Origin of the sequence: Phenylobacterium sp., assembly GCF_030654915.1 — a bacterium.
GTDB lineage: Bacteria > Pseudomonadota > Alphaproteobacteria > Caulobacterales > Caulobacteraceae > Phenylobacterium.
In genome coordinates, this window is record NZ_JAURWM010000269.1 from 1 (window position 1) to 13,881 (window position 13,881).

The 13,881-nt window shown below is 66.7% G+C and carries 13 protein-coding genes and 1 pseudogene; 10 read left to right on the forward strand and 4 right to left on the reverse strand.

The window, feature by feature from the left end:
• Positions 1-351: VOC family protein (locus tag Q7T84_RS14085; RefSeq protein ID WP_304809998.1), on the forward strand; the 351-nt coding region annotated here is incomplete at its 5' end.
• On the opposite strand, the gene tpiA is transcribed toward Q7T84_RS14085, so the two are convergent.
• Positions 348-1,091, reverse strand: coding sequence for a triose-phosphate isomerase (tpiA, locus tag Q7T84_RS14090; protein ID WP_304810000.1), 744 nt, complete (start codon positions 1,089-1,091; stop codon positions 348-350). The genes Q7T84_RS14085 and tpiA overlap by 4 nt on opposite strands.
• Before the next feature lie 132 nt (positions 1,092-1,223).
• On the opposite strand from tpiA, the gene Q7T84_RS14095 reads away from it, so the two are divergent.
• A complete protein-coding gene (locus tag Q7T84_RS14095; RefSeq protein ID WP_304810002.1) occupies positions 1,224-3,164 on the forward strand; it encodes a peptidylprolyl isomerase in 1,941 nt (646 codons plus the stop codon).
• Positions 3,161-4,693 carry an anthranilate synthase component I gene (gene trpE, locus Q7T84_RS14100; protein ID WP_304810004.1) on the forward strand — a complete coding sequence of 511 codons (1,533 nt, stop codon included), beginning with the start codon at positions 3,161-3,163 and terminating at the stop codon, positions 4,691-4,693. Before Q7T84_RS14095 ends, trpE begins: the two co-directional genes overlap by 4 nt.
• Here the strand turns inward: trpE and Q7T84_RS14105 are convergent.
• Positions 4,690-4,890, reverse strand: coding sequence for a hypothetical protein (locus Q7T84_RS14105; RefSeq protein ID WP_304810006.1), 201 nt, complete (start codon positions 4,888-4,890; stop codon positions 4,690-4,692). The genes trpE and Q7T84_RS14105 overlap by 4 nt on opposite strands.
• 79 nt (positions 4,891-4,969) lie before the next feature.
• Between Q7T84_RS14105 and Q7T84_RS14110 the strand changes: the two genes are divergently transcribed.
• From Q7T84_RS14110 to lexA, 4 genes are all read left to right on the forward strand, one after another.
• Positions 4,970-5,560: an aminodeoxychorismate/anthranilate synthase component II gene (locus tag Q7T84_RS14110; RefSeq protein ID WP_304810008.1), complete on the forward strand. Its 591-nt coding sequence runs from the start codon at positions 4,970-4,972 to the stop codon at positions 5,558-5,560.
• A 3-nt stretch (positions 5,561-5,563) separates the two neighbouring features.
• The gene (gene trpD / locus Q7T84_RS14115) at positions 5,564-6,592 is read left to right on the forward strand and encodes an anthranilate phosphoribosyltransferase (protein WP_304810010.1); all 1,029 of its coding nucleotides are present in this window, start codon (positions 5,564-5,566) and stop codon (positions 6,590-6,592) included.
• Complete coding sequence (gene trpC, locus Q7T84_RS14120) at positions 6,589-7,377, forward strand: indole-3-glycerol phosphate synthase TrpC (protein ID WP_304810012.1); 789 nt, start codon at positions 6,589-6,591, stop codon at positions 7,375-7,377. Before trpD ends, trpC begins: the two co-directional genes overlap by 4 nt.
• Positions 7,378-7,510: 133 nt before the next feature.
• The gene (gene lexA, locus Q7T84_RS14125) at positions 7,511-8,203 is read left to right on the forward strand and encodes a transcriptional repressor LexA (protein ID WP_304810014.1); all 693 of its coding nucleotides are present in this window, start codon (positions 7,511-7,513) and stop codon (positions 8,201-8,203) included.
• Here lexA and Q7T84_RS14130 read toward each other — a convergent pair.
• Complete coding sequence (locus tag Q7T84_RS14130) at positions 8,184-10,274, reverse strand: ComEC/Rec2 family competence protein (protein WP_304810016.1); 2,091 nt, start codon at positions 10,272-10,274, stop codon at positions 8,184-8,186. The genes lexA and Q7T84_RS14130 overlap by 20 nt on opposite strands.
• Before the next feature lie 97 nt (positions 10,275-10,371).
• Between Q7T84_RS14130 and gltX the strand changes: the two genes are divergently transcribed.
• The 3 genes from gltX to Q7T84_RS14145 all read left to right on the forward strand — a co-directional run bounded on the left by gltX (position 10,372) and on the right by Q7T84_RS14145 (position 13,591).
• A complete protein-coding gene (gltX, locus tag Q7T84_RS14135) occupies positions 10,372-11,775 on the forward strand; it encodes a glutamate--tRNA ligase (RefSeq protein ID WP_304810018.1) in 1,404 nt (467 codons plus the stop codon).
• Between the two features lie 54 nt (positions 11,776-11,829).
• The gene (gltA, locus tag Q7T84_RS14140; protein WP_304810023.1) at positions 11,830-13,110 is read left to right on the forward strand and encodes a citrate synthase; all 1,281 of its coding nucleotides are present in this window, start codon (positions 11,830-11,832) and stop codon (positions 13,108-13,110) included.
• Between the two features lie 163 nt (positions 13,111-13,273).
• On the forward strand, positions 13,274-13,591 hold the full coding sequence (locus Q7T84_RS14145) for a hypothetical protein (RefSeq protein WP_304810025.1): 318 nt from the start codon (positions 13,274-13,276) through the stop codon (positions 13,589-13,591).
• Here the strand turns inward: Q7T84_RS14145 and Q7T84_RS14150 are convergent.
• Positions 13,588-13,881 (reverse strand): annotated as a pseudogene (locus tag Q7T84_RS14150) (lipid-A-disaccharide synthase); the annotation flags it as partial. The gene Q7T84_RS14145 and the pseudogene Q7T84_RS14150 sit on opposite strands and share 4 nt — an antisense overlap.

Sequence of the window (13,881 nt, forward strand, 5' to 3'; positions counted from 1 at the left end):
ATGGTGGCGTTCTACACCGACGTCCTCGGATGCACGCTCGACTGGGACCGTCCGGAACTCGGCCTGACCCACATCCGCGCCGGAGCCTCGCTGATCGATTTGGTGACGGTGGACGGCAGGCTGGGCCAGATGGGCGGCGCGGCGCCGGGCGCAGAAGCTCGCAACCTCGACCACTTCGCCCTAGCGATCCGGCCGTTCGACGAGGCGGCGATCCGCAGCCACCTGGCCGCCCACGGCGTCGCCATCATTGACGAAGGCGAGCGCTATGGTGCGCACGGCGACGGGACCTCGCTCTATATCCACGATCCAGAGGGCAACACCGTCGAGCTCAAAGGCCCGTCAGCGGCCTAGAGGGCGTTGATGATGCCCAGGAAGTCCTCGGCCTTCAGCGAAGCGCCGCCGACCAAGGCGCCGCCGACCTCGGCCGCATGCAGAATCTCGTTCGCATTGGAGGGCTTCACCGAGCCGCCGTAGAGAATCGGCGGGGTCTTCCCATGGTCGCCGAAGACCTCGACCAGCGTCGCGCGGATGGCGATGTGAATTTCTTCGATCTCCGGGGTCGTCGGCGTCAGGCCGGTGCCGATCGCCCAAACCGGCTCATAGGCCACCGAGAACGCCTTGCCGGCGAGCGACGCGGGGAGAGAGCCCCTCACCTGCCCGGTGACGATTTCCAGCGCCTTGCCGGCCTTGCGCTCCTCCAAGGTCTCGCCGACGCAAATGATCGGCTCGAGACCCGCGCGCAGCGCCGCCTCGACCTTCGCGGCGACCAGGGAATCGGTCTCGCCATAGCCCGCGCGACGCTCGGAGTGGCCCAGGATGACGAGGCTAGCCCCAGCGTCAGCAAGCATTTCGGCCGAAACATCACCCGTAAAGGCGCCCGATATCTCCGCGCGGCAATCCTGGCCGCCCAGCAGCAGGGCCGTGCCGTTCACCGCCGAGGCCGCGCGCGCCACCAGCGTCGCCGGCGGACAAATCGCCACGCGGGCCTTGGCCCCGCCGATCGCCGCGGCGACCGCCTGGGCTTCGGACAGCGACGCCGCCAGCCCGTTCATCTTCCAGTTGCCGGCGATCAAAGGGGTCGGAGAAGTCATCTTGGCCTCGCAATTTTTTGGACAAAGGCGCGTTAAGCCAAGCCGTTCATTCTGTCACGCGCTTGCGGGGGGGAAGCCCCCTCCACTATACCCGCCTTCCACGTTCGCGCCGAAGAGGCTCCGGAAGGTCAAATGCTGTCCGCAACCCGCAAGTTCGCCAAATCCTGGGTCGCCGCTGTGCTGATCGGCCTCCTGGTCATCAGCTTCGCGATCTTCGGCATCAATGACGCCTTCAATGGCAACTACACCGACGATGTGATCAAGGCGGGCTCGCGCACCGTCTCCGGCACTGACTTCCGTCGGGAGTTCGACAACTTCCGCAAGGGGGCAGAGGAGCAGTCCAAACAGCCGATCACGATCGAGCAAGCCGTCCAGTTCGGCCTCGACAAGCGTCTCCTGGAAGAACTCGCCACCCGCGAAGCCTTCGGTGAGATGCTGCACAAGGTCGGCATCCGGCCTTCCGACAAGCTGGTCATGGCCGAGCTGCGCAAGATTCCAGCCTTCTTCAATCCAATTTCAGGCGCGTTCGACAAGGCGCTGTATCAGCAGCGGTTGGCTGAAAACGGCCTGACCCCGGCCCGCTTCGACACCTTGATGCGCGACCAGATCGCCGAGTCCCACGCCGCCTCGGCCATGGTCAACGGCCTGCGGGTGCCCCGCGCCTACAGCGCGCTCGGCGCAGTCTTCGAGATGGAGGCGCGCGACGTCGGCTTCTTCACCGTCGATCCGCGCAGCGTCGTGGCGCCGACCCTGCCGACGGACGTCCAGCTCACGGCCTTCATGAAAGAGAAGTCCGCCCAACTGATCCGCCCGGAGTTCCGCGTGATCTCGGTCGTCGCCTTCAGCCCGGCCATGGTCAGCGGCTCCCTGCCGATCGACGAGGCCGAGGTTCAAAAGCGCTTTGCGTTCCGCAAGGACACCCTGGCTCAACCCGAGACCCGTTCGCTGATCCAGATCCCGGTGAAGGACGCCGCGGCCGCGCAGTCCGTCGCCGCCCGCCTCGCCAAGGGCGAGGATCCCTCCGCGATCGCCAAGTCGCTGGGCGTCGAGGTGATCCACTATGTCGACAAGCCGCAGAGCGCCATCGCCGACAAGCGCGTCGGCGCAGCCGCCTTCGCCCTCAAGCCCGACACCGTCTCGGCCGCTATCCAGGGCGACCTGGGCGTCGCGGTGGTCAAGGTCACCAAGGTCACCCCTGGCCAGACCGTGACCCTCGACCAGGTGCGCCCGCAGATCGAAGCTGAACTCCGCAAGGACGCCGCGGCCGAGAAGGTCTACGCCCTCAGCCAAGCCTATGAGGAAGCCCGCGGCAGCGGCGCCAACCTCGCCGACGCGGCCAAGAAGGCCGGCGTGCCGGTCATCACCATCGGCCCGGTGACCCAACAGGGCCAGGGTCCCCAAGCTCAACCGATCCCCGGCGTGACGCCGAAACTGCTTGAACTGGCCTTCAGCCTGCCGACGGGCGGCGAGAGCGAGGTCCAGGACGCCGGCAATGGCGAGTACTTCGCCATCCGGGTCGAGCGCATCATCCCCAGCGCCCTGCCGCCGTTGGCCGAGGTCAAGCCGGACCTCACCCGCGTCTGGATGATGACCGAAATGCTCAAGCGTCTGCAGGTCAAGGCCGACGAGTACGCCGCTCGCCTCCGCAAGGGCGAGAGCCTCGCGACCGTCGCCGCCTCGGCCGGTTCGAAGGTGGTCAATGTCGCCGGCATCGACCGTCAGAACGCGGCGCAGAACACCGCCCTGTCGCGTGACGCCCTGGTCAAGACCTTCAACGCCAAGCCCGGTGAGGTCTTCACCGCCGACGGCGTGCAGTTCGGGCTGATCGTCGCCAAGCTGGAGGCGGTCAACGCGCCCTCCGGCCCCACCCTGGCCCGGATCACCGAGGACGCCCGTCCGCAGGTGACCATGGCCCTGTTCCGCGACATCGGCGCCGCGTCACGCAAGGCCGCCCGTACTGAGGTGGGCGTGAAGATCTTCCCGGCGAAAGCACGCGCGGCCCTGGGCCTCGCGCCGCTTGCCGACAGCGAAAAGGCCGCGGACAAGGCGGGCAAGGCGGAGAAACCCAAGTGACGATCGACCCTGCGTTTGCGGACTTTGAGGCGAAATATTCTCAGGGCGCGCCGCAGGTCGTTTGGACCCGTCTGATCGACGATCTTGAGACCCCGGTCTCGGCCTATCTGAAGATCGCCCACGGACGGCCCTACGCCTTTCTGTTCGAATCCGTGGAGGGCGGCGCCCATCGGGGCCGCTACTCCGTGATCGCCATGAAGCCGGACCTCGTCTGGAGGTGCCGGGGCGACCAGGCGCAGATCGCGGTGGGTCCGGACATCGCCGCCGGCCGTTTCCAAAACCAGGCTGGCGGGGCGCTCGATTCGCTCCGCGACCTGGTGGCCCGCTCGCGCCTAGACCTGCCCGAAGGTCTGCCGCCAATGTCTGCCGGCGTGTTCGGGGCCATTGGCTACGACATGATCCGGCTGGTCGAGCACCTTCCTAACGTCAATCCAGACCCGCTGGACCTGCCTGACGGCCTGATGATCCGGCCCTCGGTGGTCGCGATCTTCGACGCCATCGCCCAGGAGATCATCCTGGTCACGACCGTTCGGCCTTCCGAGGTCAGCGCCAAGGCGGCTTACGAAGAGGCTCAGGCCCGATTGGCCGAAGTGGTCGCCGATCTACGCGGCTCGGCCCCACAGCTGGCTGGAACCGCCACGCCGCAGGCCGACAGCTTCACCACGCCGGTGAGCCGCGAGGACTATCATCAGATCGTCGCGCGGGCGAAGGAGTACATCCTGGCCGGCGACATCTTCCAGGTCGTGCCCAGCCACCGGTTCCGGGCGCCCTTCGCCCATGACCCCTTCGCGCTCTACCGTTCGCTGCGGCGGACCAACCCCTCGCCGTTCCTGTTCTATCTGAACTTCGGCGACTTCCAGCTCGCCGGCTCGTCGCCCGAGATCCTGGTGCGCCTGCGCGACGGCAAGATCACGATCCGGCCGATCGCGGGCACCCGTCCGCGCGGCGCCACGCCGGAGCAGGACCGAGCGCTGGAAGCCGAACTGATGGCCGATCCCAAGGAACGCGCCGAGCACCTGATGTTGCTCGATCTTGGCCGCAACGACGTCGGCCGCGTCGCCATGCTGAAGACCACCGGCTCCAATGAACCGCCGCAGCCCTCGCGCGGGGCTCGCGTGCGGGTCACCGACTCGTTCTTCATCGAGCGCTACAGCCACGTGATGCACATGGTCTCCAACGTCGAGGGCGACGCCCCCGACGGCCTGGACCCCATCGACGTGCTGATGGCCGCCCTGCCCGCCGGCACGCTGTCCGGCGCGCCCAAGGTCCGCGCCATGCAGATCATCGACGAACTGGAACTGGAAAAGCGCGGCATCGCCTATGCCGGCGCGGTCGGCTACTTCGGAGCCGACGGCTCGGTCGACACCTGCATCGTGCTCCGCACCGCCTGCTTCAAGGATGGACAGATGTACATTCAGGCCGGCGGCGGCGTGGTCGCCGACAGCGATCCGGACGCCGAGTACGACGAAACCCTCCATAAGGCCCGAGCCCTGCGACAGGCCGCCGAAGAGTCCTGGCGATTCGTCTAGGGCGTGCGCTCGACGACATGTTGGGTGGTGACCGGCGGGGCCATGATCATGGCCCCGGCCAGGGCCAGGGCGGCGAAGGCCGCGAACCCAGCCGCCGCCAGAGCCGGCCACACGCGTTCACGCGCCACGGGCGCTCGCAGGAGCGCCCTGGCATAGGCCATCTGTTCAGGGTCGAGGACAGAATCGGCTGGCGACATGACCACAACATCCGGTGAACGGGCCTCGTCCGCAATCCGGGGCCTTGGCGGCAAGCCAAGCGGAGCCTAGAGAAATCGCATGATCTTGGTGATCGATAACTACGACAGCTTCACCTACAACCTGGTTCACTATCTGAACGAGCTGGGCGCGGAGACGCTGGTCTATCGGAACGACGCGCTCAGCGTCGACGAAGCGCTCGGCCTCAAGCCCCAAGGCGTGTTGTTGTCGCCCGGCCCCTGCACGCCGAATGAGGCCGGCATCTGCCTGGCCCTGCTGGAAGCTGCGCCGAACGACCTGCCGATTCTGGGCGTCTGCCTTGGCCACCAGGCCATCGGCCAAGCCTATGGTGGCGACGTTGTCCGCGCCAAGCAGGTGATGCATGGCAAGACCAGTCCGATGTTCCACGAGGGCAAAGGCATCTTCGCTGGCCTTCCCAACCCGTTCACCGCGACCCGCTACCACAGCCTATCCGTCGAGAAGTCGACATTGCCGCCGGTGCTCGAAGTGACCGCCTGGACCGAAGACGGCGAGATCATGGGCTTCCAACACCGCAATCGCCCGATCCAAGGCGTGCAGTTCCACCCAGAATCAATCGCCACCGAGGGCGGTCACGCCATGCTGGCGAACTTCCTCAAGCTCGCGGGCGTCGAGCCCCTGACTGTCGCCTAAGTCATGTCAGACGCTTTCAAACCGCTTCTGGGCCGGCTGGCCGACGGCGGCACGCTTACCGAGGAAGACGCCGGCGACTTCTTCGCCGCCTGCCTGCGCGGTGAACCGACCCCGGCCCAGGTCGCCGCCGCTGTCACCGCAATGCGGATGCGCGGCGAGACGACCGGCGAGATCACCGCCTGCGCCCGCGCCATGCGCAAGGCCGCCATCACGCTCGATCATCCGTTCCAGGTGATGGACGTCTGCGGCACTGGCGGCGATGGCCTCCACACGCTCAACGTCTCCACCGCCGTGGCCTTCGTGGCCGCGGGCGGCGGTCTGAAGATAGCCAAGCACGGCAATCGCGCCGTCTCCTCGCGCTCAGGCGCGGCTGATGTGTTGAGCGAGTTGGGCGTCAATGTCGCCGCCTCGGCCGAGCAGCAGCTCAAGGCGTTGGATCAGGCCAATGTGGCGTTCTTCTTCGCGCCCGCCCACCACAGCGCCATGCGCCATGTGGCTCCGATCCGCACCGAGCTCGGCTTCCGCACCATCTTCAACCTGCTCGGCCCCCTGACCAATCCGGCCGGCGCCCAGCGCCAGGTCATGGGCGTATTCGCAGATCGCTGGGTCGAACCGCTGGCCCGCGTGCTGGGGGCCCTGGGGGCCGAGCGCGCCTGGGTCGTCCACGGCGGCGGCATGGACGAAATGACCACCACGGCAGAAACCAGTGTCGCGGAGTATCGCGACGGCCAGGTCAGGCTGTTCACCATCACGCCAGAGGCCGTGGGTCTGCCGCGCGCGGCCCTGGCCGACCTGACCGGCGGCTCGCCGGCTCAGAACGCCACGGCCCTGCGCGAACTGCTGGACGGCGCCAAGGGCCCCTATCGCGACATCGTGCTGCTCAACGCCGCCGCCGCCTTCCTGGTTGGTGAGCGGGTCGAGACCCTGCGCGACGGCGTCGACCTGGCCGGCCAGATCATTGACGACGGCCACGCCAAGACCGCCCTGGCCAAGCTCGTCGAACTCACCTCGGCGCAAGAAGGCGTGGCATGAGCGACATCCTCGACAAGATCGCCGCCTACAAGCGTGACGAGGTCGCCGAGCGCAAAGCCGCGCGCAGCCTGACCGACCTGGAAGCCGCCGCCCAGGCCGCCTCCCCGCCGCGCGGCTTCCGCAAGGCGCTGGAACGCGCCCACGCGCCGGGCAAGCTCGCCCTGATCGCCGAGATCAAGAAGGCCTCGCCCTCCAAGGGCCTGATCCGCGAAGACTTCGATCCCCCGGCCCAGGCCAAGGCCTACGAGGCCGGCGGCGCGGCCTGCCTCTCGGTCCTGACCGACGGACCAAGCTTCCAAGGGGCCGACAGCTTCCTGACCGCCGCCCGTGATGCCGTCGCCCTGCCCGCGATCCGCAAGGATTTCCTGGTAGATCCCTGGCAGGTCGCCGAATCTCGCGCGCTGGGCGCCGACGCCATCCTGGTGATCCTCGCCATGATCGACGACAGCGTCGCCGCCGAACTGATGGCCGAGGCGGCGCGCCTCGGAATGGACGCCCTGGTCGAGGTCCACGACGAGGACGAAATGGCGCGGGCTGGCAAGCTTGGCGCGAAGCTGATCGGGGTCAACAACCGGAACCTGCGCACCTTCGAAACCGACCTCGGCATCACCGAGCGCTTGGCCGGTGCGACGCCTGGCGACGCCCTGTTGGTCACCGAGAGCGGCATTTTCACGGCCCTGGACGTCACCCGGCTTGAACGCTCGGGCGCCAAGGCCATGCTGGTCGGCGAGAGCCTGATGCGCCAGCCCGATGTGACCGCCGCCACCCGCGCCCTGCTGGGCTGAGTCGCTCGGACTGCGCGTTATCGCTCTGGAAAACCTAAGCCTTTCAACGGCTCAGCGGTAACTTGACATTAATGCGGAACACCTAGAGAACATTCATAACGTTTGCGCTTTGTTCTCCAAGGGCTCCTAGGCCATGCTCACCCGTAAGCAGCACGAACTTCTCATGTTCATCCATGAGCGGATCAAAGAAACCGGCGTCTCCCCGTCCTTCGACGAGATGAAGCAGGCGCTCGACCTGGCGTCCAAATCCGGCATCCATCGCCTGATCACGGCGCTGGAGGAGCGCGGTTTCCTACGCCGCCTGCCCCACCGGGCCAGAGCGCTGGAAGTGGTGAAGTTGCCGCAGCAGGCGACCACCACGGCGCCGCCCAAGGGGCGTTCGCCGTTCAAGCCGCAGCTGGTTGATTCAGGCGACGCACCGGTGATGCCGATCGCCAACGACACCCGCGAACTACCCATTCTTGGCCGCATCGCCGCCGGCACGCCCATCGAGGCGATCCAGCAGGAGCGTGACCGACTGCCGGTGCCCGAAACCATGCTGGGCGCGGGCGAGCACTTCGTCTTGGAGGTCCAGGGCGACTCGATGATCAACGCCGGCATTCTCGACGGCGACTATGTCGTGATCCGGCGCACTGACTCGGCCAATTCCGGCGACATCGTCGTGGCCTTGATCATGGGTGAGGAAGCCACCCTAAAGCGCCTGCGCCGCAAGGGCGCGTCAATCGCTCTGGAAGCCTCGAACCCGGCCTACGAAACCCGCATCTTCGGACCCGATCAGGTTCAGGTTCAAGGTCGCCTCGTCGGCCTTATCCGCCGCTACCACTAGGACCGGTCCAGGGGCGCTGGCCGCGAAGGTCCTGCGCCCAGACCACCCTCCAGCCGGCGTCGGTCCTATAGAGTTCGGCTGATCCGCCGCGCGCGAAGTCGGCTTGGGTCAGGGTCAACGCCTTAGGACAAGGCGGGGCCTCGCCCCGCACCACCACCACCTCGGCCCATTCGCAGAACAGCGGCAGCTTGCGCTCGATGGTGGACGCCCGACGGGTCATGATCGCCGCCACCCTAGGGACGGTGACGCCGGCCCGCGGCGTGCACGACCAGCGGTCGCAGTCGTAACTCACCTCACGCACAGCCAGACCGTCTTCCGGCACGCTCAGGCCCCGGCGCCTGGCCCAAAGCTCGGCGGCGAAGAGCTTGGCGTCGGGCCGGAACAGGATCGCGTCCCCACCATCGCGGACCGCCACGGTCGAGCCGTCGGCGGCGATCCAGGCGTCAGGCGCCGGCGGGCGCGGATAGAGCGCCACGGAGAGCGCAAGCGGCAAACCCAGCCACCGCAACGGCCCCGTCCAAAGGCATAGCCACAGGATGCCGATGAAGGACGCCGCCAGCGTCCAGCCCGGCGCGCTCGGCACGATCAACTGACTGTTGGGCAGTCCGGCCACCGCCAAGGCGATACTGTTCATGGTGTCGATGGCCACGCCCGCCGCCGACAACGGAACCCCGCCCAGGCCCAGCGGCGCCAGCACCGCGCCGATCGCCAGGGCCGGCATCATCAGGAACGACGAGATCGGGGCCACCAGCAGGTTCGCGGCCAAGCCAAAGGTCGCGACGCGGTTGAAGTGCTGCATGGCGAACGGCCCCGTCGCGAGCCCCGCGACGAAGCTCGCCCCGATGCTGGCCGCCATCCAGACGCCGACGCCCTGGACGATGCGGATCGGCCAGGGCGTGTTGATCTCCTTGGCCGGCCGCGGCCAGGCTTCGGCGAGGGCGACCAAGGCCGTGGTGGCGGCGAACGACATCTGGAAGCCCGGCTCGGTCACCGCTTCGGGCTGAAAGATCATGATCGCCAGGGCGGCGATCGCCAGGGTGTGCAGGCTGATCGCCCGACGGTCGACCAAGATGGCGAAGAACGCCGCGCCGGCGGTGATCGCCGCCCGTTCAGCCGGGCTCGGCGCCCCCGACAACACCAGATAGCCGCAGACCGCCGCCAACCCGACCAGGGCCGCGACCTTCTTCGACGACACCCGCAGCGCCGCCCACGGCCAGGCCGCCACGCCCAAGCGGACCAAGGCGAAGGTGAAGCCGCCGACGATGGCCATGTGCAGACCGGAGATCGAGACGATATGCGCCAGACCCGAGGCCCGGAGCGCCTCGACTTGCTCCTTGGGCACGAAGGCTTCGTGGCCGGTGACCATGGCCGCGGCCAAGCCGCCGCTCTCCGCGCCCATTTCGTCGACGATTTGCTTGGCCAGCGCCCAACGCGCTACGTTGACCTTCATCTCCAGGCCCAGGCCCCAGGGCGGCGGCTCGGCCTTGGCCTCCCGCACCGGCGTCAGGGCGAATCCGACCCCGCCGATCCCGTCGAAGAAGGCGTCGCGGGCGAAGTCGTAGGATCCCGGACTGGCCGGGGGCGGCGGCGCATTGAGCATGCCGCGCAGCGTGATCGCCGTTCCGGGCGCAGGCAGCACGTCATCGTCCTGCAGCGTCACCCGCACCCGGATCGGCGTCTCTTCCGGTGAAAGACCGCTGATCTGGATGGGCGCCAACAACAGCCGGGGTCCCCCCTGCCCCGGACTGGCGACATCGACGACGAATCCCTCGATCGCCCGCACTCCGCCGCCAGCCGGGGCGATTGGTGCGCGCACGCTTTGCGTTCGCAACTTTCCCGCAGCAAACCCCGCCAATACAAAGGCGGTCAGGGTGAAGGCGATGGTCAGGGGCTTGCCAAGGCTCCAGCGCCCGACCGCAAGCACCAGCGCTCCGGCCGTCGCCAGCGCGGCGAACGCCACGGCGACAAGGGGTTCGGCCGGCAGGGACAGATAGAGCGCCGCCCCGATCCCGAAGGCCACCGGCGCCCACAAGGTCCACCGATCCGACTGCACGAGAGCTTGATCGGCCAACCATGTTGCGATGCGGCGAAAGCTAGGACGCTCGCGAAAGGCCGTGCTAAGAGGCGCCGCGCGCACATCTGGCGCCCCAGCTTCAGCCTCGAGATCGATGCCCGACCGTCCCGTCGTCACCCGGATCGCCCCCTCGCCCACCGGCGCTATGCATATAGGCACGGCGCGGACGGCGCTTTTCAACTGGCTTTACGCCAAGCACACCGGCGGCAAGTTCCTTCTGCGCATCGAGGACACCGATCGCGAGCGCTCGACCGAGGCCGCCGTCCAGGTGATTTTCGATGGTCTGGCCTGGCTGGGCCTCACCCCGGACGACGAGCCGGTGTTCCAGTTCGCGCGTGCCGAGCGCCATGTGCTGGCCGCCCAGGAGCTGTTGGCCAAGGGCAATGCCTATCGCTGCTACATGAGCGTCGAAGAGACCACGGCCGAGCGCGAGATCGCGCGCGCCGAGGGCCGCGCCATCCGCTCGCCTTGGCGCGACGCTGACGCAAACGTCAACGACCGTCCGCACGTGATCCGTTTCAAGAGCCCGCAAGAGGGCGAGACGGTGATCTGCGACAAGGTGAAGGGCGACGTCACCTTCCAGAACAAGGATCTGGACGACCTGATCCTGCTGCGCACCGACGGGACCCCCACCTACAACCTCGCCGTCATCGTCGATGACCACGAGATGGGGATCACCCATGTCATTCGCGGCGACGACCACCTGAACAACGCCGCCCGCCAGACCCAGATCTACGAAGCGCTTGGTTGGGAGGTCCCCGTCTGGGCTCACCTGCCGATGATCAACGGCCCGGACGGCAAGAAGCTGTCGAAGCGCCACGGCGCCCAGGCCGTCAGCGAGTTCGACGAAATGGGTTACCTGCCCGAAGCCATGCGCAACTATCTGGCGCGGCTGGGCTGGGGTCACGGCAACGACGAGATCTTCACCGACGAACAGGCCGCGTCCTGGTTCGAGTTGGAAGACGTGGTCGGCGCTCCCGCCCGTCTCGACTGGGACAAGCTCAACCACCTGAACAACCACTATATCCGGCAAGCCGAGATCGGCCGCCTCGCCGACCTCGTGACCAAGATCCACGTGAGCCGCGATTTCCCGCTCCACGACGGCGACCAGGACATCCTGCTGCGCACCATCCCGCTGGTGCGGGACGGAGCCAAGACCATGCCCGAGCTCGCTGACGCCACGGTCTTTGCGCTGAAGCGCCGGCCGCTGGAACTGACCGACAAGATCAAGGGCATGCTGAACGAAGAGACCCGTGCGCGGCTAGGACGCCTGCGCCAGGCCCTCGGGGCTCAGCTTGCCTGGGAAGTTTCAGACCTCGAAGCGGCCCTGCGTGGGTTTGCTGAGAGCGAAGGGGTCGGCATGGGCAAGTTCGGCCCGGCCCTGCGCGGCGTTCTCTCCGGAGGATCGCCCGCGCCGGACCTGGCCGGGGCCCTTGTGAGCCTCGGGAAACCGGAAAGTTTAGGGCGCCTTGACGACGCGCTTTCACAGGCCGCTTAAGGCGGTATAAGGCTCGCCGAACAGGCGTTTGATATTACATGCGGAAGGGATGGCATGGGCGATACGGCTAAAGTGAATTTCGATGGCAAGTCCGTCGAGTTGCCGATCCTGAAGGGAACCGACGGTCCTGCCGTCGTCGATATCCGAAAGCTGTACGCCGAAGCCGACGTCTTCACCTACGACCCGGGCTTCACGTCGACGGCCAGCTGCGAAAGCAAGATCACCTTCATCGACGGCGACAAGGGCATCCTGCTGCATCGCGGCTACCCGATCGCCCAGTTGGCTGAAGAATCGAGCTTCCTGGAGGTCTGCTACCTCCTGCTGAACGGCGAGCTGCCGGACGCCAAGGAATTCGAGAAGTTCGAACACAACATCACCTATCACACGATGCTGCACGAGCAGTTCGATAGGTTCTTCATGGGCTTCCGCCGCGACGCCCACCCGATGGCGATCATGGTCGGCGCCGTCGGCGCTCTGTCGGCCTTCTATCACGACAGCACCAACGTCGATGATCCGGAACAACGGATGATCTCGTCGCATCGGCTGATCGCCAAGATGCCGACGATCGCGGCGCGGGCCTTCAAGTACTTCCGTGGCCAGCCGTTCGTGCATCCGCGCAACGACCTGTCCTACTCGGAAAACTTCCTGCGCATGTGCTTCTCGGTCCCGGCCGAGGACTGGGTTCCGAACCCTGTGCTGACGCGCGCCATGGACCGCATCTTCATTCTGCATGCGGACCATGAACAGAACGCCTCTACCTCGACCGTCCGTCTGGCCGGCTCGTCGGGCGCCAATCCGTTCGCCTGCATCGCCGCCGGCATCGCCTGCCTCTGGGGCCCCAGCCATGGCGGCGCGAACGAAGAAGCGCTGAACATGCTCAAGGAGATCGGCACCGTCGATCGTATTCCTGAGTACGTGCAAGGCGTTAAGGACCGTCGCTATCGCCTGATGGGCTTCGGTCACCGCGTCTATAAGAACTACGACCCGCGCGCGACCGTGATGCAGAAGACCTGCCACGAAGTGCTCGCCGAAGTCGGCCACGGGGATGACCCGCTGCTGAAGGTCGCGATGGAGCTCGAAAAGGTCGCCCTGAGCGATCCGTACTTCATCGAACGCAAGCTCTACCCGAACGTCGACTTCTACTCGGGCATCACCCTGCGCGCCCTGGGCTTCCCGCCCGAGATGTTCACCGTGCTGTTCGCTCTGGCCCGCACCGTGGGCTGGATCTCGCAGTGGAAGGAAATGATCGAGGACCCGTCGCAGAAGATCGGCCGTCCGCGTCAGCTCTACACCGGCGCCCCGGCCCGCGATTACGTCCCCGTCGACAAGCGCTAAGCGCGCGTCGCCCACGAATAGACAAAGCCCCGTTGGTTCGCCAACGGGGCTTTTTTCTGTGCGATTCCAAACCGCGACCACACCAATACATTGCAATATGGCGAAGCGCTCGTAGTGTTGGCCGCCCGAAACTGCCGACGGGTTGCAAGACAGGAGCACAGTGATGGCGCTCATGGTCACGTATGACGAGCCCAATGTCACCCGCGAGGACTACGACGCGGTGCGGACGCAGGTAGGCTGGGAAAACGCCCCGCCCGCGGGATGCCTGCTCCACATGTCCTATTTCGACGATGCCGGTTTCCACACCGTCGACATCTGGGACTCGCAGGCGGAGTTGGATGCCTATCTGACCAAGCGCTTCAATCCGGCCTTGAAGATCCTGCAGCTCCCAGACGCTGCACCGAAGGCGACGGATCTTCATCTCGTGGCGGCTTCGCCCAGCCTGGAGAAATACTTCCTACCGCCCGCGGCGAGAGACTAAGCCGTCTTAGCGAGCAGCTTCAGGATGGCGTCGGCGGCGACCTCCGACGGATCGGGACCGCCACGGCCCATCTTGAGAAGCGCCGCCGATTGCGCCTCGATCTGGCGGCGCCGAAGTTCGGGATCGTCCAGCCGCTTGCCGACCTCGCGCGCCAGGGCCTGGCCATTGCAATCGTCCTGCACCAGCTCCGGGGCGACGAAGTCCTTCGCCGCGATGTTGAACAGCGTGATGTAAGGCGTGCGGATCAGGTGTTTCAGGATGGCGTGGGTGAGATTGCCCAGCCGATAGCC